The 20480-nt window shown below is 51.9% G+C and carries 21 protein-coding genes and 1 pseudogene; 13 read left to right on the top strand and 9 right to left on the bottom strand.

The features are described from left to right. Positions 1 to 114 precede the first annotated feature (114 nt). On the top strand, positions 115 to 417 hold the full coding sequence (locus tag ACQKE4_RS07350; protein ID WP_290832935.1) for a DUF6482 family protein: 303 nt from the start codon (positions 115 to 117) through the stop codon (positions 415 to 417). Between the two features lie 70 nt (positions 418 to 487). Here ACQKE4_RS07350 and ACQKE4_RS07345 read toward each other — a convergent pair whose 3' ends face one another. Both ACQKE4_RS07345 and ACQKE4_RS07340 read right to left on the bottom strand, forming a co-directional pair. After that, positions 488 to 700 (bottom strand): DCC1-like thiol-disulfide oxidoreductase family protein, encoded by a 213-nt coding sequence (locus ACQKE4_RS07345; RefSeq protein ID WP_427387659.1) that lies wholly within the window; start codon positions 698 to 700, stop codon positions 488 to 490. Between the two features lie 100 nt (positions 701 to 800). Next, positions 801 to 2051: pseudogene (locus ACQKE4_RS07340) on the bottom strand (cryptochrome/photolyase family protein); the annotation flags it as partial. 130 nt (positions 2052 to 2181) lie between these two features. Here ACQKE4_RS07340 and hemH point away from each other — a divergent pair. Further along, the gene (gene hemH, locus ACQKE4_RS07335; protein ID WP_427387591.1) at positions 2182 to 3261 is read left to right on the top strand and encodes a ferrochelatase; all 1080 of its coding nucleotides are present in this window, start codon (positions 2182 to 2184) and stop codon (positions 3259 to 3261) included. Here hemH and ACQKE4_RS07330 read toward each other — a convergent pair. From ACQKE4_RS07330 to ACQKE4_RS07305, 6 genes are read right to left on the bottom strand one after another with little or no spacing between them, the layout of a single operon-like run. Beyond that, the gene (locus tag ACQKE4_RS07330; RefSeq protein WP_427387590.1) at positions 3258 to 3701 is read right to left on the bottom strand and encodes a Na+/H+ antiporter subunit G; all 444 of its coding nucleotides are present in this window, start codon (positions 3699 to 3701) and stop codon (positions 3258 to 3260) included. The genes hemH and ACQKE4_RS07330 overlap by 4 nt on opposite strands. A gap of 27 nt (positions 3702 to 3728) precedes the next feature. Further along, positions 3729 to 3998: a K+/H+ antiporter subunit F gene (locus ACQKE4_RS07325; protein ID WP_290832945.1), complete on the bottom strand. Its 270-nt coding sequence runs from the start codon at positions 3996 to 3998 to the stop codon at positions 3729 to 3731. After that, complete coding sequence (locus ACQKE4_RS07320) at positions 3992 to 4489, bottom strand: Na+/H+ antiporter subunit E (protein ID WP_427387589.1); 498 nt, start codon at positions 4487 to 4489, stop codon at positions 3992 to 3994. Before ACQKE4_RS07320 ends, ACQKE4_RS07325 begins: the two co-directional genes overlap by 7 nt. Continuing rightward, positions 4486 to 6012: a monovalent cation/H+ antiporter subunit D gene (locus ACQKE4_RS07315; RefSeq protein WP_427387588.1), complete on the bottom strand. Its 1527-nt coding sequence runs from the start codon at positions 6010 to 6012 to the stop codon at positions 4486 to 4488. Before ACQKE4_RS07315 ends, ACQKE4_RS07320 begins: the two co-directional genes overlap by 4 nt. Next, the gene (locus ACQKE4_RS07310) at positions 6012 to 6353 is read right to left on the bottom strand and encodes a Na+/H+ antiporter subunit C (protein ID WP_427387587.1); all 342 of its coding nucleotides are present in this window, start codon (positions 6351 to 6353) and stop codon (positions 6012 to 6014) included. Before ACQKE4_RS07310 ends, ACQKE4_RS07315 begins: the two co-directional genes overlap by 1 nt. Further along, positions 6353 to 9187: a monovalent cation/H+ antiporter subunit A gene (locus ACQKE4_RS07305; protein WP_427387586.1), complete on the bottom strand. Its 2835-nt coding sequence runs from the start codon at positions 9185 to 9187 to the stop codon at positions 6353 to 6355. The genes ACQKE4_RS07310 and ACQKE4_RS07305 overlap by 1 nt, the downstream gene beginning before the upstream one ends. 386 nt (positions 9188 to 9573) lie before the next feature. Here ACQKE4_RS07305 and ACQKE4_RS07300 point away from each other — a divergent pair, with 386 nt between their 5' ends. The 9 genes from ACQKE4_RS07300 (at position 9574) to ACQKE4_RS07260 (ending at position 17729) form a co-directional block, all read left to right on the top strand. Continuing rightward, positions 9574 to 11922 carry a putative monovalent cation/H+ antiporter subunit A gene (locus tag ACQKE4_RS07300; protein ID WP_427387585.1) on the top strand — a complete coding sequence of 783 codons (2349 nt, stop codon included), beginning with the start codon at positions 9574 to 9576 and terminating at the stop codon, positions 11920 to 11922. Next, complete coding sequence (locus tag ACQKE4_RS07295; protein WP_290837452.1) at positions 11915 to 12346, top strand: Na+/H+ antiporter subunit B; 432 nt, start codon at positions 11915 to 11917, stop codon at positions 12344 to 12346. The genes ACQKE4_RS07300 and ACQKE4_RS07295 overlap by 8 nt, the downstream gene beginning before the upstream one ends. An 18-nt stretch (positions 12347 to 12364) precedes the next feature. Continuing rightward, complete coding sequence (locus ACQKE4_RS07290) at positions 12365 to 12712, top strand: Na+/H+ antiporter subunit C (protein ID WP_427387584.1); 348 nt, start codon at positions 12365 to 12367, stop codon at positions 12710 to 12712. Beyond that, positions 12709 to 14313, top strand: coding sequence for a Na+/H+ antiporter subunit D (locus ACQKE4_RS07285; protein WP_427387583.1), 1605 nt, complete (start codon positions 12709 to 12711; stop codon positions 14311 to 14313). Before ACQKE4_RS07290 ends, ACQKE4_RS07285 begins: the two co-directional genes overlap by 4 nt. After that, positions 14310 to 14783 (top strand): Na+/H+ antiporter subunit E, encoded by a 474-nt coding sequence (locus tag ACQKE4_RS07280; protein WP_290837458.1) that lies wholly within the window; start codon positions 14310 to 14312, stop codon positions 14781 to 14783. Before ACQKE4_RS07285 ends, ACQKE4_RS07280 begins: the two co-directional genes overlap by 4 nt. Further along, the gene (locus ACQKE4_RS07275) at positions 14783 to 15052 is read left to right on the top strand and encodes a cation:proton antiporter (protein ID WP_290837460.1); all 270 of its coding nucleotides are present in this window, start codon (positions 14783 to 14785) and stop codon (positions 15050 to 15052) included. The genes ACQKE4_RS07280 and ACQKE4_RS07275 overlap by 1 nt, the downstream gene beginning before the upstream one ends. Beyond that, positions 15045 to 15449 carry a monovalent cation/H(+) antiporter subunit G gene (mnhG, locus tag ACQKE4_RS07270; RefSeq protein WP_290837462.1) on the top strand — a complete coding sequence of 135 codons (405 nt, stop codon included), beginning with the start codon at positions 15045 to 15047 and terminating at the stop codon, positions 15447 to 15449. The genes ACQKE4_RS07275 and mnhG overlap by 8 nt, the downstream gene beginning before the upstream one ends. A gap of 414 nt (positions 15450 to 15863) precedes the next feature. After that, a complete protein-coding gene (locus tag ACQKE4_RS07265; protein WP_427387582.1) occupies positions 15864 to 17132 on the top strand; it encodes a lytic murein transglycosylase in 1269 nt (422 codons plus the stop codon). 51 nt (positions 17133 to 17183) lie between these two features. Next, on the top strand, positions 17184 to 17729 hold the full coding sequence (locus tag ACQKE4_RS07260; protein ID WP_427387658.1) for an ATP-dependent zinc protease family protein: 546 nt from the start codon (positions 17184 to 17186) through the stop codon (positions 17727 to 17729). Positions 17730 to 17740: 11 nt separating this feature from the next. Here the strand turns inward: ACQKE4_RS07260 and ACQKE4_RS07255 are convergent, their stop codons facing one another. Beyond that, a complete protein-coding gene (locus tag ACQKE4_RS07255) occupies positions 17741 to 18454 on the bottom strand; it encodes a 16S rRNA (uracil(1498)-N(3))-methyltransferase (protein ID WP_427387581.1) in 714 nt (237 codons plus the stop codon). 135 nt (positions 18455 to 18589) lie between these two features. Here ACQKE4_RS07255 and phaR point away from each other — a divergent pair, with 135 nt between their 5' ends. Together phaR and purD are read left to right on the top strand one after the other, a co-directional pair. After that, a complete protein-coding gene (gene phaR / locus ACQKE4_RS07250) occupies positions 18590 to 19093 on the top strand; it encodes a polyhydroxyalkanoate synthesis repressor PhaR (protein ID WP_427387580.1) in 504 nt (167 codons plus the stop codon). Between the two features lie 67 nt (positions 19094 to 19160). After that, complete coding sequence (gene purD, locus ACQKE4_RS07245; RefSeq protein WP_427387579.1) at positions 19161 to 20444, top strand: phosphoribosylamine--glycine ligase; 1284 nt, start codon at positions 19161 to 19163, stop codon at positions 20442 to 20444. The last annotated feature ends 36 nt before the right edge of the window (positions 20445 to 20480 follow it).

Below are 20480 nucleotides of genomic sequence, written 5' to 3'. Positions count from 1 at the left end.
TTGAATGTTTTGGCGATGGAGATCGTCATAACATTGCAATAATCAGGCAACAGGAATGTCATCGGGTACAGGCATGCTGTGCCCGATGATGTATACAAATAATAGGAGGGAACCATGGAACTGAAGGATCTAAAACAGTTTGTCGCGAGTCACGACAATTTTGAAATACGCGTGATTACCCATTCGGGCAGCCGTTTTTATCAAATCGAGTTAGAAGACGTTGAAGCCGAGCGCCATATGCTCATGCAGCGCGGTAAACCAATGCTGTTTCGCTCGCTAGATGATGTTTACATGGAGCTTAAACGCGCCGGTATTCATCGCGCTTACTTAGTCCAGCATGTGCCCCACGATGAAGTAATTGGCCGTGATGCGCACTACAGTGAGCCTCTCACTTCACGTATGCCGCTAGTTTTTTAAGCTGGTTTTTTTAAGCTAGCTTTTTAAGTTAGTTTTTAAATTAGCTTTTAAAGTAAGGCGCTATCAACAGCTAGCCCTTCCCCTTACGTTTTTCCCACCACTGCCCGAGCCGAATTCGGCGGCGGGCAAAAAACCGGTAACCGGTGTTCATTAAGCCGCGTACTCCCGGTAAGCACGAAAATCTCACCAGCCGCCGGTAGCCCAACACAGCATAGAGGGCACGGCTGGCATCCATCCCGATATACCACGCTCCTAGGCTGTTGCGCAGGTGCAGTTGCCCCATCATGGCGGCAAAGTCTTGGCCATGCTCCTGGGCTTAAATTCACTGGCTTGAATATTCACCAGCGCGATATGTTGCCGCTGAGATAGCGGCAGTGTTGTCAGTGATCAGACATTTTGTCGATATATTTACCGGAGGCGCAGTAGGGCTTGGAGCCTATCAAACCGCCGCCTGCATGCAGGACCATGCCCAGCGTGTTAGGCAGCTCTACCCACTCGCTGGCATCGGCGTACACCGCTAGATACCAATCACATAAAGCCTCGGGTTTAATCTCACACAGCAAAGCGAAATTGCCCGTTACCATTAGCCGCTGAATATGGTGGGCGTAATTATTGTCGATAGTCATCTGGGTCGCGCTGAAAGCCAAGCTTGTTTGCAGCCTTATAAGCTGGCATTTGGGTCCAGTAGAGCCCCCGAACATACCCTCGCCATCCCAGTATCTGGTGAATAAACCCTCCACGGCATTGATTAGCGCATCGCCTGTGTAGTAACGCTGTGCGGTGGCCTCGCACACTTCATGGGGTGTCAATAAACCGATATTCAGTGCTGCAGAGCGTCGCGAGTGGTAAAAAAACGGCGATGCGTCGCTGGTGGCATCCTGGTATCGGCCAAAGTGAGTCAATCCATGCTGCATAAAGTGTTTAAGGTCGACCAATGCCTGGCGCCGGGTGACCGGTAGATTAAACTGCTCAATGGAACTCATATGCTCACTGAAGTGGCGCTGGGCATCGGCTAGCGCGGTCTTAGTAAGTTCATCATGTTGATGCTGGGGCAGCGCAGAAAATTCAAGCGATGCATCGATAGGCTGACGATTGTCGTGGTCGAAATTCCATCTGCCGCCCGCAGGTTCATCGCCCTCCATTAATAGTCCTGTGCGCTTGCGCTGTTCGCGGTAAAAGTACTCTAAACGTAACTGTTTACGACCGCTCGACCATTGGCGGAAGTCATTAGGGGTGGTGAAAAAACGATCATCCTCCAAGAGCCGCCAGGGAAGGTCTGCATCACCGCGTTGTTGCATAGCCTCCCAAAGGCGCCACTCCCCTGGCCGGGCAACGCGTATCTCGTCGCAGCCATATTGGGCGGCAATGCGTTCGGCTTCTGTGATAATTGCGTGAGTGTTGTCAGCATCATCCAGTGCGCTGTAATGGACTTGGAAGCCCTTTTCGCGCAGTGCCTGGACAAAGTGACGCATGGCCGCCAAAAAGAGGCCAATTTTGTGTATATGATGGGGCACATAGCGCGCTTCCTCGGCGACTTCGCACAGGGCTACTACCGCATTGGCCGGTGTTTGCTGTAGCGTTGCCAGTGAAAACGTTAGCTGGTCGCCAAGTACCAAAAGCAAAGGCTTAGACATGAGTTGCCCCAGGGTTATACAAATAATGCTGATAGTATAACTTTATGCCGCCGATGTGCCGAAAAGTGATAGGATTTATGCACTTTCTACATGTGCTGAGCACCAACGTTATTTTCCAGGAGCAAGTGTAATGACCGAGAATGTCGTCAAGGATCAGCCGGGTACAGGACGCTTGGCCCATGCACCTAGCGATCATCCGCCGGTGCCTCGAGCCAAAGTGGGTGTAGTGCTAGCGAACTTGGGAACCCCGGATGCCACTGACTATTGGTCAATGCGCCGTTACTTAAATGAATTTCTTTCCGATAAGCGGGTCGTCGATTATGCCAGCTGGAAATGGCAGCCGCTGTTGCAGCTGATTATTTTGACCAAGCGTCCGTTCTCGTCGGGTAAGGCGTACCGAAGTATTTGGAACAATGAAAAGAACGAAAGTCCGTTGCTGACAACCACACGAGCCCAGACTGAAAAAATGACGGCGCGTTTGAAAGCGCTTTATGGTGACGATGTCGAAGTTGATTTCTGCATGCGCTATGGCAATCCATCAACCGAAAGCGTGTTGACGCGGCTGAAAGAGAAGGGCTGTGAGCGGATTGTGTTCTTTCCGCTTTACCCTCAGTACGGCTCTCCGACCACCGCAACGGCTAACGACCAAGCATTTCGCACCCTGATGAAAATGAAGTGGCAGCCATATATCCGCACGGTGCCTGCCTATTTCGATCATCCTGCTTACATACAGGCGCTGGCCAATTCGGTGGAAGAGGTCTATGCCGATTTGCCTACCCGCCCGACGAAGCTAGTGGCTAGTTATCACGGTGTGCCCGAGCGCTATTTAATGGAAGGCGATCCTTACCATTGCCAGTGCCAGAAAACCACGCGTTTGCTCCGGGAGAAGCTTGGTTTTAGCAAAGAGGAAGTGGATACCGCATTTCAGTCCCAGTTTGGCCCTGAAAAATGGGTGGGGCCACAGACAGTGAACCATGTGGCTGAACTGGCCCAGCAGGGGCATAAACATATTGCGATTATGTCACCTGCTTTCTCGTCAGACTGCGTGGAAACACTCGAAGAGATTGAAGAGGAGATCCGCGATAGCTTTATGGAAGCAGGCGGTGAGACGTTTAGCTATATTTCTTGCCTAAACGACCGCGACGATCACATAGAGGCATTACTGGCCGTTATCAATAATGAGCTACAGGGCTGGCTGCCTAACGCCTAACGCCCACGACTTTTTAGCAGCTGCTCCCGGCGGGTTTTTAACCCGCCGGGAGGTTTTGGGCGAGCCGGGCGGGCAAAGCGGCTCTGGCCGACATCTTCATCCATTAGCTCTGGTAATGAGCCCCGTGTGCCCGTAATAAAGCGCAGGTGCATGTGTAGCCCTGTTTTGGCTAGCATATGGCCGGTGACGGGTGCAGTAATAAATAGGAAAAGTGTGATCAGTAATTCCTGAATATGAGGCTCGCGTTGAGTGACGCTGAAATAGATCATTGATGCGATTAACACGCAGCCAATGCCCAGCGTGGTGCCTTTGGTGGGGCTATGTAGCCGCATAAAAAAATCTTTAAATTGCAGCATTCCCAGTGAACCTACGAAGGCAAATAGTCCACCTAATACCAGGAGTAATGAAACCGCTGCCTCAGCAATGAGATTAAGCGTCATGGCCCGTTCCCTTATTCAATCTTGCTGTTATTCGATAATGTCGCCGCGTAGTAGATAGCGACAGATAGCCATAGTGCTGATAAAGCCGAGCAAGGCGATTAGCATGGCGGCCTCAAAATAGGTTTTAGTGTTAAACCATAAACCGGCAATGACGATTAACGCGATCGCATTAACGTACATGGTATCCAGCGCCAAAAGTCGGTCAGGAATGTCAGGGCCAATCACCAGGCGGTAAACGTTCATTGCTAGTGCAAGGACAATGAACGTCAGGCTAATCCATAAAGCCACGGTTAACATTCAAAAATCTCCTTTAAGGGCCGCTCATAACGCTGATGTATTTCGTCTATTAGTTGCTGCTCATCTCGCATATCAAGCACATGAATCAATAATGACGTCTGATCAAGACGAATATTGGTAGAGACGGTGCCGGGTGTCATGGTGATGGTATTGGCAAGTAGTGTGATGGCTAAGCGGTCTTTTACTTGCAACGGGTATTCCACAAAACCAGGGTGGGGTTCACGTTTGGGGCTTAGTATTAGTAGGCTAACGTGCAGGTTGGCGACAACGATGTCGCCAAGCACACAGAAGAAAAAGCGTAGCAATTTAATAGGGTGTTTTACGCGTGGAAAGGGTAACCAGAATTGGCGCGTGAGCAGCGGAATGCCGATGGCGAGAACGATACCGAGCAGCACTTGGCCAAAGGCAACGCTACGTACCATCAACAGCCAGGTAACCAGAAGGATCAGCGACAGCATGGGGGCTGGGAAGTAACGCAGGATATTGGTCATTGCGATTCTCCTGAGCTGAGAACAACCGCTGTATCGTTAGGTAGCAACGCATCAATAAACAGCTGTGGAGAAGCAAGCTGCTCGGCAGTGGCTTGAGTGTAGTGACTCACCGGCCCTCCTAAGATGACCAGTAGCGGAGCACTAATGAGTAGCCATGCAACGCCGGTTAATTGTAAACGACTAATGTTAGGACCGTTAGGCGCGCCTTTGTAACTTGCCCAGAAAAATACCGAGCCTGCTCGGGAAAGCGCAATTAAACTGGCCAAACCAGCAAGTAATAGTAATGGCCACAGCCAGATCCGCTGGCCGCTTTCAGCGGACTGCATGAGCAGTAGCTTTCCTAGTGCGCCCGCTAGCGGGGGCAGACCGGAAATTGCCACGGCACCGATAATAAACATACTGCCAATCAGGGCGGGCTGGCGCAGTAGGCGGGCACGCACCAAGCGAGTACCCGCTTTCCCCCGTTGCATGCCAATGAGTTCCGCAATCAGAAATAGAGCGCCTGCAATTAGCGTGGTATGAACCAAGTAGAAGAGGAGGGCGTTGTTGGCGGGGACATGCCCCATACCTGCACCGCTCAACAGCGTGCCGACGGAAACCAGCACTAGGTAAGCCGCCAGCGTTCGCATATCCCGGGCCGCCAGCACACCAATGGCCGCAAAGAGTAGTGTGGCTAAGCCGCCCCACCATAGCCATGCATTAATGAGCGTGGCAGCAGGGCTGTCGGCGAATACCAGGGTTTGTACGCGGAGCAGAGCGTAAAGGCCCACTTTGGTCATAATCGCGAACAGGGCGGCGACCGGCGCCGGGGCCGAGGCATATGTTGCCGGCAGCCAGAAATAGAGCGGTAAAATAGCAGCTTTAAGGCTAAACACGACCACCAGAAGCAGCGCGCCAGCACTGGCTAATGCCGCTTCGTCGCCCTCCATGAGCGTAATACGCCGCCCCATGTCGACCATATTAAGGGTGCCGGTAATACCGTACAGCACGCCCAGTGCGATCAAAAATAGTGCTGAACCGACCAAATTCAGTACCACGTAGTGCAGGCCAGCCCCAATTCGTGCCTTGCCACCACCGTGCATTAGCAGTGCATAAGAGGCGAGCAATAGAATTTCGAAGAAGACAAACAGGTTGAACATGTCGCCAGTGAGAAACGCACCGTTTAACCCTAATAGCTGAAGGTGAAAAATTCCGTGGAAATTACTTCCCCGTGCGTCATCCCCTGCGCTGGCAAACACAATACAGCCCAGTGCCAGTACCGCCGTTAGCGCCACCATAAGTGCCGATAAGCGATCAAGTACGAGCACAATGCCAAAGGGGGCCTGCCAGTTACCTAGCGCATAAACGCTGATGACATCACTGTTAGCACGCATCAGCAAAAAGACGGAAAGCACCACCAAAAGTGCTGAGGAGCAAATACTTATTTGACGCTGTAGGGCGCTCGGTGTTTGCCCGGTGAGCAGCAGGCCCAGGGCGGTCACCATGGGGAGAAGAATCGGCAGCACCAATAAATGTTGGCTCATCAGCGTGTGTCTCCTTCTTCACCCTGTTTGCCATCCACATGGTCATTGCCTAGTTCTGCCCGCGTGCGGATAGCCAGAATGACAATAAACGCTGTCATGGCAAAGCCAATAACAATTGCCGTTAATACCAGTGCTTGAGGCAGAGGGTCGGCAGGAGATGCTGATTCGCCAATGACCGCCGCAGAGTGAGTGTGTAGCCCGCCTGTTGAGAAGAGGAACAAATTGACCGCATAAGAGAGCAGAACCAGACCCACAATAATAGAGAAGGTGCGGCCGCGTAGCAGCAGGTAGATGCCGCTGGCGCTGAGTACGCCCGTGACCAGTGAGAACAACAGTTCCATTATTTACTCCCCTCTTTGGATGCCGACTGCTCGGTCGTTTGGAGTGTTGGCCGGTGCGCCGTCGTGACACTGCCAAGGTTGACCAAAATCATCAGTGTTGCGCCCACTACTGCTAGGTAGACACCTAGGTCAAATAGCATCGCCGTCGCCAATTCAATTTTGCCGATTAGCGGAATATCGAAATAGCCAAAAGAGGAGGTGAGAAAAGGATAGCCATACAGCCAACTGCCGAGCCCTGTGCAAACAGCAATGGCTAGCCCCAGTACTGAGATAAAAGGGAAAGAGACTTTAAGGCGTTGGCTGGTCCACTCATAGCCCCGGGCAATATATTGCAGCAGCAGCGCAATTGCGGTAATTAGACCCGCAATAAAGCCGCCGCCGGGTTGGTTATGGCCGCGTAGAAAGATATAGAACGATACCAGCAGGGCAATGGGCAGGATGATTTGTGCCACCACATCTAGTATCAGAGGATAGCGGTGCCTGGACCAGCGAATCCCTTCTAAATTGCCTGAGGGTTTAAACAAGCGTAAGCGGTTAAGCAGTTTGTAAGTCGCAAGGCCGGCAAGCGTCAGTACCGTAATTTCGCCCAGGGTATCAAAGCCGCGGAAGTCGACCAGAATCACGTTAACGACATTCGTGCCGCCACCGCCGGGAACACTTTCGGTCAGGAAGAAGTCCGAAATGCTCGCTACCTCACGGGTGAGCAGCGCGTAGTTTAGCGAGGCAATGATAAGACCCAATGAGCCTGCGAGCAGTACATCGCGCATTATCCGCCTTGAGGAAACCCATAGCGGCGGCCGCTGAGGTAGAAAAAACAGCGCCAGGATCATTAAAATCATTGAGGCGACTTCTACCGACAGTTGAGTGAGCGCGAGGTCCGGCGCAGAGAAGCGGATAAACGTTAGCGATACGGTTAACCCCACCACCGAGAGCATTAGTAGAGATACCAGCCTCCAGCGATGTGCCAGCGCACTCCCAATGGCCCCCAGCATCATCACGGCGGCACCCAGCATGACTAAGCCATCGACAGGTTGTATGCCTGCAGAGCCCGTTAAAGAACTAACATTACTCAGCCCCAGCGCGGTCATCGCCAAAGCGGCGAGCAGCAAAAGCGCCTGATAGCGCTGTAGTGAGCCGTTCTCCAGGCGTAGCGTCACCCACAGCGCTGCTTTCACAATCCGGGTAATGAGTTTTTCAAAAACAACTTTGGCATTTGGGCTAGGCAGGATGTTGGCCAGAAGGCCCAGGCGCTTATGTTCGCGCAATAAGAGAGCCCCGCCTGCAATGGCAATAAGGCTCATCATTAGCGGTAAGTTGAATCCATGCCATAGTGCAAAAATGAAAACAGGGTTATTGACACCTTGAACCGCAAGGCTAGCGCTATTAATTAGTGGCGCGGCAAGGGTCATTGGAAGTAATCCGACCAGTAGGCATAGAAACGCTAATATCAGGCCAGGAAGGTACATTCCTTGGGGTGGGTCATGGGGGTGTAAGGCTTGCTCTGCAGGGGAGTTATCAATGGACTTGGCGAAGAAAACACCGTGCACCAAGCGTAGGGAATAAGCGACCGATAGCGTGGCACCTAACAGCACAAGTAGTGGAATGATGCTTCCTAAGCCACCGAAAAGCTCACTCGCCAATGCTTTTGTCAGCAGCATTTCTTTAGATAAAAAGCCGTTGAATGGTGGAAAGCCTGCCATGGCGGCCCCGGCCATTAAGGTTAACGTTCCGGTAATTGGCATTAGCGACCACAGCCCTCCCAGGCGGCGAATATCCCGGGTTCCCGTCTCGTGATCAATAATGCCAACACTCATAAACAGTGTGGCCTTGAACAGGGCGTGGTTAAGTATGTGAAAAAGGGCAGCCACAATCGACAGCGGTGTATCTAAGCCCAGTAGCAATACGATAAGGCCTAAATGGCTAACCGTTGAGAACGCTAAAATACCTTTTAAATCACGCTCTAACAAAGCAAACCATGCGCCATAAACGAGCGTTGCAAGGCCAGCTAGTGTTAGACTAACCGCCCAAAGAGAGGTGTCGCCCAGTGCTGGATGCAGTCTGGCGAGCAGAAAAATCCCCGCTTTGACCATCGTGGCAGAGTGTAAATAGGCTGACACCGGGGTAGGGGCGGCCATTGCGTGGGGTAGCCAGAAGTGAAACGGGAACTGTGCTGATTTGGTAAATGCACCGAGTAACACTAAGGCCATAATGAGGGGGTAGTGTGCAGATGCCCGAAGTTGCTCGCCTGCGGCTAATACATCAGCCATGGCAAAACTGCCCACTTCATTACCAATCAGCAGTATGCCCGCTAACAGCGCTAGCCCGCCGGCGCCAGTGACGGTCAGGGCCATGCGGGCCCCACGGCGGGCATCGCTCAGGTGGCCCCAAAAGCCAATCAGTAGAAAAGAGGCGACGCTGGTAAGCTCCCAAAAAAGCCACATCAGCAGTAAATTATCGGCCATCACAATGCCGAGCATAGCTGTCATAAACAGCATCATGAACGAGAAAAAGCGACCGTCTTTCTCGTCACTGGCAAGGTAATAGCCCGCATAGGTAATGATAAGACTACCTATGCCCAGGATGAGTAGCGCAAAAAGTAGCGTCAGCCCATCAAGGCGTAGCGCAAGGTCAAGCCCCAGCAATGGCATCCAGGTCCAGTGTTGGGTAACGATCTCGCCACTTAGCAGAGTGGGTAAATGGCTGAAGACAATGCTGAGGGCGGCCAATGGGGCAATGATCGTGGCGATCGTGCAAATAACGCGTCCGCGGCTGGCGGTGAATAGCGGCACTAAGGTGCCAGCCAGGGTTAACAAAGGTATCCATAGCAGCGACATTGCTAGCGTTCCGCACTCTGGGTGGCCTTTAACACTGCCGCGAGCGTGCCGTTGGCAAGTGGTAGAGCCATGTGAAGGTTGAGGGTTTACATGACGGTGGCAAGCGCGCGTTAAAACACGCGTCTGGTAAGCCAAACATGGGTGCTATAAGGTTTACAGTTTGCGTCACCTTGGATAGCTACTCTCTTGCCAGCTGTCGGAGGCAGTCTACAGAGGCGTTAGTGAGGGTGGTAGGCGACTTATGCCTAAGCCACTTTGGTGTTATATGGGCCTCGGCTCAATATCACCTGTCGCGCTGGTTGGGGGAATTAGCAGTAAATGAGGCATCATGCCTAACGTTCCCATCGGTAGTGGTGGGCAGTTTGTTACTTAGGAGATTTCGCTAGATGCAACTTGCCGTGTTAATGGGTTTTTTGCTGGCCGCGTCGTCGCCGTTGCTGCATCGCTGGTTTGCTCATCACACCAGCCTGGTGTTGGCGCTCTTTCCAGCGGGACTGGCTGCGTGGCTGGCAATACAAGCGCCTGAAGTGATCGAAAATGGCAGCATACTTCTGGAGTGGGAGTGGGTGCCTTCGCTAGGTATCAGCCTGTCATTCATGCTGGATGGTTTGTCACTGCTGTTTGGGCTGTTAATCACGGTGATCGGTGCTTTTGTACTGGTTTACGCAGGTGGTTATCTCAAAGGTCATCCTGACTTAGTGCGTTTTCATATTGCACTGGTGGCGTTCATGGTGTCCATGCTTGGCCTAGTGTTGGCCGACGGCCTATTGACGCTATTTATTTTTTGGGAATTGACCAGCATCACCTCTTATCTTCTGATTGGCTTTAATCATGCCGATATCGAAGCGCGCAAATCTGCCCGGCAGGGTTTATTTGTAACCGTCGCTGGTGGATTAGCGTTGATGGCGGGCTTGGTGCTGTTGGGAGTTGCAAGCGGCAGTTGGTCACTGGCTGAAATTCGTAGCATGGAAGCCGACCTGCGCGAGCATGCACTTTATACCCCCATGCTGATCTGTTTACTGTTAGGTGCCTTCACTAAATCAGCCCAGTTCCCGTTTCATTTCTGGCTACCCAACGCTATGGCGGCGCCTACCCCGGTGTCGGCCTACCTTCACTCCGCCACAATGGTCAAAGCGGGTATTTATTTAATGGCGCGTTTGCAGCCCGAACTGGGCGGCACGGCGCTGTGGATTGGTATTCTTTCCGTGGTAGGTGCTATTACCATGCTGACGGGTGCCTTCTTGGCTATCCATCACACCAATATTAAGAAGCTACTTGCCTACTCAACGATTATGGCGCTGGGCACCCTGACCATGCTGTTAGGCATCGGTACCGATGGTGCGATGATTGCGTTCGTTACTTTCCTGTTAGCGCATTCACTCTATAAAGGTGCGCTATTTATGGTGGCGGGTATTTTAGATCACGAGACCGGTACCAAGGATGTCACGCAAATGGGTGGTTTGCGCTCATTGATGCCTGTGACTGCGGTCATTGCGATGGTGGCAGCGCTGTCACTGGCAGGTGTACCGCCCCTGTTTGGCTTTGTCGGTAAAGAGTTAATGTTTGAGTCTGTGCTCGGCGCGGGTAGCTTTCGTGCACTGCTAGTGCTATTTGGCTTTGTAGCGGCTTTCTTAACCATTGCCGTGGCCGCCATTATTGCGCTAAGACCGTTTTTTGGAAAGCAGCACCATACTCCTAAAGAGCCTCACGAAGCACCTTTAAGCATGTTGATAGGGCCAGGCATGCTCGCCGCGTTGTCACTGTTTATCGGTATTTTGCCTGCATTAGTCGGCGAAGGGCTGCTGACGTCGGCGGCCTCTGCGGTGGTGGGCGAACCCATCACTGTATCGCTGTCACTTTGGCATGGCATCAACCTGCCGCTGATTATGTCTATCGTCAGCCTGGGTTTGGGCTTTTTACTGTTTAAACGCTGGGACACGGTGCGCGGCAAGCTTTCCATGCTGGCACCTGCAATGCGCTATGGCCCTGAAGCGGGTTATGAAAGCTTTATGAATGGCATCGTGCATGTTTCTGAGTGGCAAACGCGCTTGCTGCAAAATGGCTATATGCGTAACTATATTTTAGTAATGCTAGTGACACTTATCGTCTTAATCGGCAACTCAATTTTACTGCGTCACTCGCCACAGCTCGCTTTCGAGCTGGATGTTCGTTTCCACGAACTGGTGGTAGTTGGCACGATGGCCATGGGGGCGTTATTTGCAACGATATCACGCTCGCGTCTCGGTGCTGTGGTATCTGTGGGCATTATGGGCTTCTCCATCGCGCTAATCTTCATTCTGTTTAGCGCGCCAGACCTTGGGATAACGCAGTTGCTGGTTGAAACACTGACCGTCATCCTGCTGGTGTTAGTGCTGTTCCGCTTGCCGCGCTTTTCGAACCTCTCGACCAGCCTTGAGCGTATACGCGATGGTGCCGTTGCGGCCACTATGGGTATTTTAATCTGCTTGCTCATTATGACGGCGTGGAGCATTCAGCAGTTTGAGCCTATCTCCACCTATATGATTGAGAACAGTGCACCCTTGGCTCATGGTCGCAACATCGTCAATGTCATTTTGGTTGACTATCGCGCGCTGGATACCTTGGGAGAGATGTTCGTACTCGCGCTTGCAGCGATTGGTGTTATTGCCATGTTGAAACTGCGTCATGGTGAGAATAGCGATGGAAAAACCGTCGAGAGCAGCAAAGTGACTGCCAAGGAGCCCTACGATGGTTAAATCAGGCACGATTATTCTTAATACGGCAGCCCGCTTTTTAATGCCGCTGCAACTGCTTTTTTCGGTCTTCTTGCTACTTCGCGGACACGATGAGCCGGGTGGGGGATTTATCGCCGGGCTAGTAGCCGCAGGGGCCTTTACGCTCTATTTGTTTGCCTTTGGGGTGAGTGCCACTAAGGAAGTGCTGCGGATGGTTGATCCCCGCGACTTGATTGGCATTGGCTTGCTGTTAGGCATGATATCGGTCGTACCCGCCTGGTTTATGGGGCAGCCGTTTCTAACGGCCCAGTGGTGGACTATTCCGGTCATCGACTTCAAAGCGTCTACGCCGCTGATTTTTGATATTGGTGTTTATCTAGCGGTATTGGGCTCTGTCACAGGCATGGTGATGACGCTAATGGAGGTTGATAAGGATGAACCTTGATTTATTAGGAGGCTCAGCATGGAACCAATAATGGCAGTGGCCATCGGCCTGCTTTATGCGACGGCTATTTTTATGATGTTACGTCGCTCTATCGTGAAACTGGTAATCGGTTTAATGCTGCTCTCTAACGCCGCCAATTTGCTGATTTTTACCACTGCAGGTATGACGCGAGGGGCACCGCCATTAATTCCGGAAGGCATGATGCGGCCCGTAGGTGATGTCGCTGATCCTTTGCCCCAAGCCGTGGTGCTAACGGCTATCGTTATTGCCTTCGGGGTGCTTGCATTTGCGGTGGTATTGATTCGACGCGCCTATGAAGTCGTTAAGGCAGATGATTTAGACAAGATGAAGGATACTGATACGTGAGGCCTGAAGTCGCTCTTCCCGTCCTCTTGCCCTTGCTTTCAGGGGCAATATCTTTGTTATTCTGGCGCTCGCGCCCCATGCAGCGCTTTTTGGCCGTGGCTGGTAATGTCGCACTGTTCATTGTCAGTATTTGGCTGTTTATCTCGACGCTGTCGGATGGCTACGTCACGATGCAGATGGGTAGCTGGCCAGCACCGTTTGGTATCACGCTAATCGCCGATATGCTCAGTGCCGTTATGATCCTAATGACCGCCATTATTGGTTTGGCCATGGGGATATACTCGCTCGCGTCGACCGGCCGCGGCCATGAAAAATTTGGCTATTACCCATTAATGCATCTGCTGTTAGCTGGTGTAGCAGGGGCGTTTCTAACCGGTGATATTTTCAACCTCTATGTATGGTTTGAAGTCATGCTGGTGGCGTCTTTTGCCCTGCTGATCTTAGGTGGTGAGCGGGCACAAATGGAAGGTGCCATCAAGTACGTCACCCTGAACCTGTTAGCATCAGTTATTTTTCTAACAGCGATTGGCCTGCTCTACGGCATGGTGGGCACCTTAAACATGGCCGATATTGCACTGCGACTGAATGAAGCAGAGCATCAAGGCATGGTTGAGGTGTTAGCCGTTATGTTTATGGTGGCCTTTGGCATCAAAGCAGCGGCATTCCCGCTCTTCTTCTGGCTTCCTGCGTCTTACCATACCCCGCCGGTAGCGGTTTCTGCGCTATTTGCTGGCTTGCTCACCAAAGTCGGCGTTTACTCACTGTTCCGTGTGTTTACGCTGATGTTTGATCAGTCCATGGGCTACCTTCAGGACATCATGCTGTGGGGCGCTGCCTTTACTATGGTGACGGGGGTTTTGGGGGCCGCCGCGCAGTATGAATTCCGGCGGATACTGTCCTTCCATATTGTTAGTCAGATTGGCTACATGATATTGGGCCTGGCGCTTTATACCCCATTAGCCATTGCCGGTGGGGTGTTCGCTATCGTGCACAATATTATCGTGAAGACGAACCTATTTTTAATCAGCGGTATTACTCACCGTCTGCAAGGAACGTATCAGCTTAAAAAAATGGGCGGGTTATACCGTGAACGCCCCTGGCTGGCAGTGGCCTTCTTTGTTTCTGCCTTCTCGTTGGCGGGTATCCCGCCGCTGTCAGGCTTTTTTGCCAAGTTCGTGATTGTACGAGCAGGCATAGAAGCAGAAGCCTATGTGGTTACCGGAATTGCACTCGCGGTCGGCCTGATGACCCTCTACTCCATGGTGAAAATTTGGAATGAGGTGTTCTGGAAATCACTACCGGAAGAGAACCATGTGCCTGAAACAGCGACGCCCATGGGTGATGATGGGCGTTTATTAAAGCCAAGTCTTTGGATGATGTATTTGCCTGTGGTGGTACTGGCGATGTTTTCGCTACTGATAGGTGTGTTTGCTGAACCCGTTATGCTGGTAATGACGATCATTAGTGACCAACTATTTGAGCCATCTGGCTATATTGAAGCCGTCATGGGTATTGCTGCGAGTGGCGAAGATGCACTGCTTGAGCCCGTTGTATCGGGGGCTGATGAAGTAGAGGCTGATGCTGGGGAGGATGTGCCATGACGGGTGCCATTTGGAATCTACTGTTAGGCCTTGCATGGGTGTTGTTAAGTGGCGACTTTACCGGCTTAAATCTACTGGTTGGTTTAGTTTTTGGTTATATCTCTCTGGTGCTGATTGAGCCGCAGCTTGACGCTTTAAAAGGCTATCCAGCCCGCATCCCGCGCTTGATAGGGTTTGTCGGCTTTTTCTTGAAAGAGCTTATTCAAGCCAATCTGCGGGTCGGTTTCGATATTCTGACCCCCCCGTGGCACATGAAGCCTGGTGTCATTGCGATGCCTCTTTCAGCCCGTACGGAAATGGAAATCACCATGGTGGCAAACTTGATTTCTCTAACGCCCGGCACACTGAGTCTTGATGTGTCTGATGATCGCAAGGTGCTGTATATCCATGCGATGTTTTTAGATGATGAAGAAGAGCTGCGGCGTAATTTAAAAGAAATGGAGCATCGGGCCCTGGAGCTGTTTCGCTAATGGATACCGTCATATTGATTAGCCAAGTCATTATGAGCTTGGCCTTAATACTCACCTTTGTACGAGTGGTGCGTGGCCCAAGCCTGCCTGACCGTGTTGTGGCGCTTGAGCTTTTTTCGACGACTGTGGTAGGACTCGTTGGGGTGTATGCGATCAAATCTGAAGTCGCAAGCTTCTTGGACGCTGCCATTGTGATTGCATTGATGGGCTTTTTAGCGGCGATAGGCTTTGCGCGCTTTTTGGAACGAGGAGGCCCGCGCGATGATTGATTTTATCAAGGGCACGTTAATCATTGGTGGCGCGCTGTTTATTCTGCTTGCTTCCATTGGTTTGCTGCGCTTACCCGACTTACTCACCCGTATGCATGCGACGACAAAGGCTGCCGCACTCGGCGTTATTTTGATTATGCTGGCGGCAGCCATGCACTTTGCTGAAGTAGGCATAGTGGCGCGTTCGTTTGCGATCATTGTGTTTATCCTAATGACCGCACCGGTGGCTGCACATGTCATTGGTCGTGCTGGTTATTTTGTCGGCTCCAAGCTTTGGAGTGGCACAGTTAAAGATGAATTACGTCCCAACTATGATCCTCTAACCCACGAATTAAAAAGTGGCCTAGAGACGCATGAGAATGCCAAGCGACAGCCGAGGGATACTGATCCTGATTAGTGGGATAGCAAGGTAGTGTCTACATAACCAATAAAGAATTTTGATCAGCCACCTCCGGGTGGCTTTTTTGTTTTTGAAGTTAAGGAATTGGTTTCGTCACGTTAAACTTACCTAAACAATAACTTTACAGAAATTATACAGTATAATGGTAACGGTCTATGCTTAACTACACCTCACTTAGAGCATTACCAGTCTTGGCGAGTTGCCCCTGCAGAATTTACAGCCCCTATGTTGAGCTTGAGCAGTGGCCGCGCTGGTTAATTCCTGCTGGTGAATTGGCCGAATCCGCCGAGCCATCCGTGATTGCTAGTGTGTAAAGTAAGCTTCGCCTTTGCGGAACCTTGAAAGCTGGTATCCACTTGTTTTCTAGGCCATCATCTCAGGTATGCCAAGGACTGCCTGAGGATATAAGTGATGTTTCGTATTTTTTCATTTAGTGGGTGTTATCGCCCCTTGTTGCGTGTCTCACTTGCTGCAGTGCTAATTTCCCCGTTAGCCGGGGGCGTTGCACTCGCAAATCAACAGTTGATGACCGAAGTCGACGCGCGTGCGGCTAACGAAGTCAGCTATGCAAATTTTCAACAATGGCTTCAAGCGTTTCGTCGCCATGCTGCCAGCGAGGGGATTAGTGAAGCAACGCTGAGTGAGGCATTGGATGGCGTGCGCTATCGCGCGCGCGTTATTGAACTTGATAGTTTCCAGCCCGAGTTTGTAAGGCCTATCTGGGAGTATCTCGATACAGCGGTTTCTTCCACCCGAATCAATACGGGTCGTGAAAAATTTGCAGATCACCGCGATACGGCTATGCAAATGCAGCAACGCTATGGTGTGCCTGCTGAAATTATTGTTTCCATCTGGGGCATTGAAAGTAACTACGGCAGCAACTTTGGTGACTTTTCAACCTTAGAGGCGCTGGCCACGCTGGCTTATGATGGTCGTCGACGCGACTTTGCTCGTGGAGAATTGCTCGCAGCGCTGCGTATTATTGATCAAGGTGACATTGCCGCCGAGCAGATGAAAGGCTCTTGGGCAGGCGCGATGGGTCATACCCAATTTATTCCCAGCAGCTTTGAAGCTTACGCAGTCGATGGCGACGGTGATGGTCGGCGTGATATTTGGGGAAGTATTCCTGATGTCATGGCATCCACGGCCAACTATTTGGCGAGAGCGGGCTGGCAAACAGGTCAACCCTGGGGCGTTGAAGTGAGCCTGCCGGAAGGGTTTGACTACGCCCAAACCGAACGTCGCAGTAGCGCTGAGTGGCAACGCCAAGGTATTCAGGCGCTTCAAGGCGAATTCCCCAACTTTGACAGTGCCGCCGTGGTGATTCCTGCTGGCGCCAATGGCCCTGCCTTTTTGGTAGGCCCTAACTTCCGCGCTATTTTACGCTATAACAATGCCACTAGTTATGCCCTGGCCGTGGCTACCTTGGGCGATGCTATTGCCGGTCGCGGCGGTATTGAACAGTCATGGCCGCGTGATCAGGCAGCGCTTACCCGTGACGATGTCCAAGAACTGCAACAACGCTTGAACCGGGTGGGCTATGCGGTGGGGGGGGCGGATGGGGTGATGGGGCCCAATACGCGACAAGGTTTGCGGAACTTCCAGCGCGATCAAGGGTTAATACCAGACGGTTTTGCGACACAGGAGCTGTTGGAACAGTTACGCAGCCGTTCAGAGTAGGCAGTCATTTGACTAGCCATTTATTTTACCAAGGATGACGCTATGCGAATGATGAGTAAAACGTTATTAGGCAGCTTGGTAGTAGGCGCGATGCTATCTACTTCCACTGCGTTGGCTGAAGAAGATCAAGTATTCGGTTGGGTCGAAAACGCGACGCTACAGCCATGGGGCATAACGGTTAAGGCAAAGCTTGATAGTGGCGCGTTAACGTCATCGCTAGATGCTCGCGATATTGAGCTGTTCGAGCAAGACGATGAGGAATGGGTGCGCTTTCGTCTCAAGCTTGAAGACCAGGAGAGTGGCGAAGTCTTCAGTGATGAAATTGAGCGCCCACTTCACCGTGAGCAAACCGTACGTGGCGCCGGTGGCCGTGACGAACGCCCCGTAGTGCTCATGGAACTCTGCATGGGCGATACGATTTATGAAGAGCAGTTCAGCCTGCGTGACCGTGAAGAGATGCTCTACCCGCTGTTGTTAGGTCGCCGTACTATTAGCCACCTAGGTTTGCTCGATGTGCGCAATACCTTCCTGCAAGAGCCCGGGTGTGATGAAAACGCTGACGTTGTGCCTCACGATCCTGAAGATGACCAATCATAACGGATAGACCGCTAAAACAGCCGTGACAGCAGTGCTGTGACGGCTGTTTCCACGCGTAATATGCGTGGGCCCAGGTGCATGCCCTCGCAGCCCGCTGCCAGCAGTTGTTCAACCTCCCAGGCAATAAACCCTCCCTCAGGGCCGACTAATAGCAGTGTTGGGTCTTGGATGTCTCTAGGGCAAGCATTGGGCATGCCGGGGTGCGCTAACAGTCCACGTCGCGCATTTAATAAGTCAGGTAGCTGTTGTTCTAAAAAAGGCCGAAACCCTTTGCATAGCGTCACATTAGGCAGTTTTGTATCACGGGCCTGCTCTAAGCCCAGTACCAGGTGCTGGTAAATTTTATCTTCGCGTAGCTCGGGAGATTGCCAGTAGCTCTTTTCTACTCGTTTGGTGTGAAGCAGGGTAATCTCTTTTACGCCCAGCGCTGTCACGTGCTCTAAAGTGCGGGCTAGCATGCGTGGCCGCGGCAGCGCCAAGACTAAATGTACCGGCAGGGGAGGTGGCGGTGGTTCGTTAAGGATTTCCAAGGAGAAGCGAGCATGCTCGGCAGTGAGTTCTGTAAGCCGCGCCTTGCCCATTTCGCCGCCTTGCACCCCGACAGTCAATAGGTCGCCAGGTAACGCGCGATGGACATCGCGTAAATGCATTAGCCTGCGTGGGTCTGTTATAAGCGCACAGCCATCGTTGGTGAGGTCGTTAGGGTCGAGTAAAATCAAATTCATAATAAGAGTCTATTGGTCACAAAACAGGCGCAGTATGCCGGTCTAATATATCAAGGTGGCTTGCAAGGACGCGTGGTGCAGGCACAATACCAGTAATGGGAGCAAAAGCCCCTATCGTGTTTAAGGAGATGCGCCGTGCGCGTGATTCGCAAATATGCTAACCGAAGGCTGTATGATACGCAGCAAAGTCGCTATGTAACGTTGGAAGACTTACGTCGTTTAATTATTGAAGAAGAGCCGTTCCGGGTTGAGGATGCCAAAAGCGGTGAAGACCTGACGCGGACCATTTTGCTATCCATCATCATTGAACAAGAGCAGGCCGACGGCGAATCGGATGTATTTTCGAATGATTTATTGGCGCAGCTAATTCGTGTCTACGATATGGCATCGCCGTTGCCGTTGTCGCGTTACCTTGAGCAAGGTACCCAGCTAATGCTGGAGCAGCAAAAGCGTCTGCAAAGCCAATGGAAGCAGGCTATTCGCCATACGCCGCTTGAGTTTATGCGTGAGTTGGCAGAAGAAAATATGCGGTTTTGGCAGAAAACGCTAAATCAGTCCGCTGAAGCTGATGAACCAAGTGACGCAAGCGAGCCTAAAGCGGATAGCCGCGACGCGAGTAACGATAACAAATCCTCCTGACCCCACTTGGCGCTGCGCTGTGGCATAATGCCGCCGATAAACGCTCTCCCGTTTGAGAAGGATGAACATGAAGGTTTTGATGATTGGCGGCGGTGGTCGTGAGCATGCTCTGGCTTGGAAATTAGCCCAATCTGCTCAAGTAGAGCAGGTGTTTGTTGCCCCGGGTAACGCCGGCACTGCGACAGAGGCTAAAGTGACCAATGTGGCTATTGAGGCAACAGACCTAGAAGGTTTAGTTGCATTTGCCAAAAATGAGCAAATTGGACTAACGGTAGTTGGTCCAGAAGCGCCTTTAGTAGACGGTGTTGTCGACCTTTTTCAAGCGGCTGGTTTAGCCATTTTTGGCCCTTCCCAGGCGGCGGCACAGCTGGAAGGCTCTAAGTCATTTACCAAGGACTTCCTGGCTCGCCATGCTATTCCTTCGGCAGATTATCAAACATTTACTGAAGTAGATCCTGCACTCGCCTATCTGCATAAAATGGGCGCGCCGATTGTGATTAAAGCGGATGGTTTGGCCGCTGGCAAAGGTGTGATTGTGGCGCTTAGCGAAGTAGAAGCGGAAGCAGCCATTCGCGATATGCTGGAAGCCAACGCTTTTGGCGATGCTGGCGCACGCGTGGTGATTGAAGAGTTTTTGGAAGGTGAAGAAGCTAGCTTTATTGTCATGGTCGATGGTGAACATGTTGTGCCGATGGCCACTAGCCAGGATCACAAACGCGCCTACGATGGCGATACCGGCCCCAATACCGGTGGCATGGGGGCTTATTCACCGGCTCCAGTGGTTACCCCTGAGGTTGATGCGCGCATCATGGAGCAAGTCATTCTGCCCACCGTACGCGGCATGGCCGCAGAGGGTAATGCCTATAGTGGCTTTCTGTATGCGGGTCTGATGATTGATGCTGCTGGGAACCCTAAAGTTATTGAGTACAACTGCCGCTTTGGTGACCCTGAAACCCAGCCTATCATGCTGCGTTTAACGTCTGATTTAGCTGAGCTCTGTCTAGCCGGCGCCGAGGGTAAGTTGGCAGGACGCACCTGTGAGTGGGATGCACGCGCCGCTGTTGGTGTTGTGATGGCCGCAGGTGGCTATCCCGGCAGCTATGGTAAAGGTGATGTGATTCATGGCGTTGCTGAAGCTGAGCAAACAGGCTGTAAAGTGTTCCATGCGGGAACAGCGCAAAATGCCCAAGGCGAGATTATCACTGCTGGCGGCAGGGTGCTGTGTGTGACAGCGCTTGGCAATAGCGTGTCTGAGGCACAGCAGAAAGCATATCAGGGTGTAAATGCGATTCGCTGGGACGATGCGGAGTATCGGCGTGATATCGCCTACAGAGCCATTGCGCGGGAGTAGTGAGTCTGCGCGTGAACGCTATGAATGCTAAGTGCG

Source organism: Halomonas sp. NPDC076908, from assembly GCF_050269715.1.
In the GTDB taxonomy this organism is placed as follows: domain Bacteria; phylum Pseudomonadota; class Gammaproteobacteria; order Pseudomonadales; family Halomonadaceae; genus Vreelandella.
This window is presented reverse-complemented; position numbering and strand designations above follow the sequence as displayed.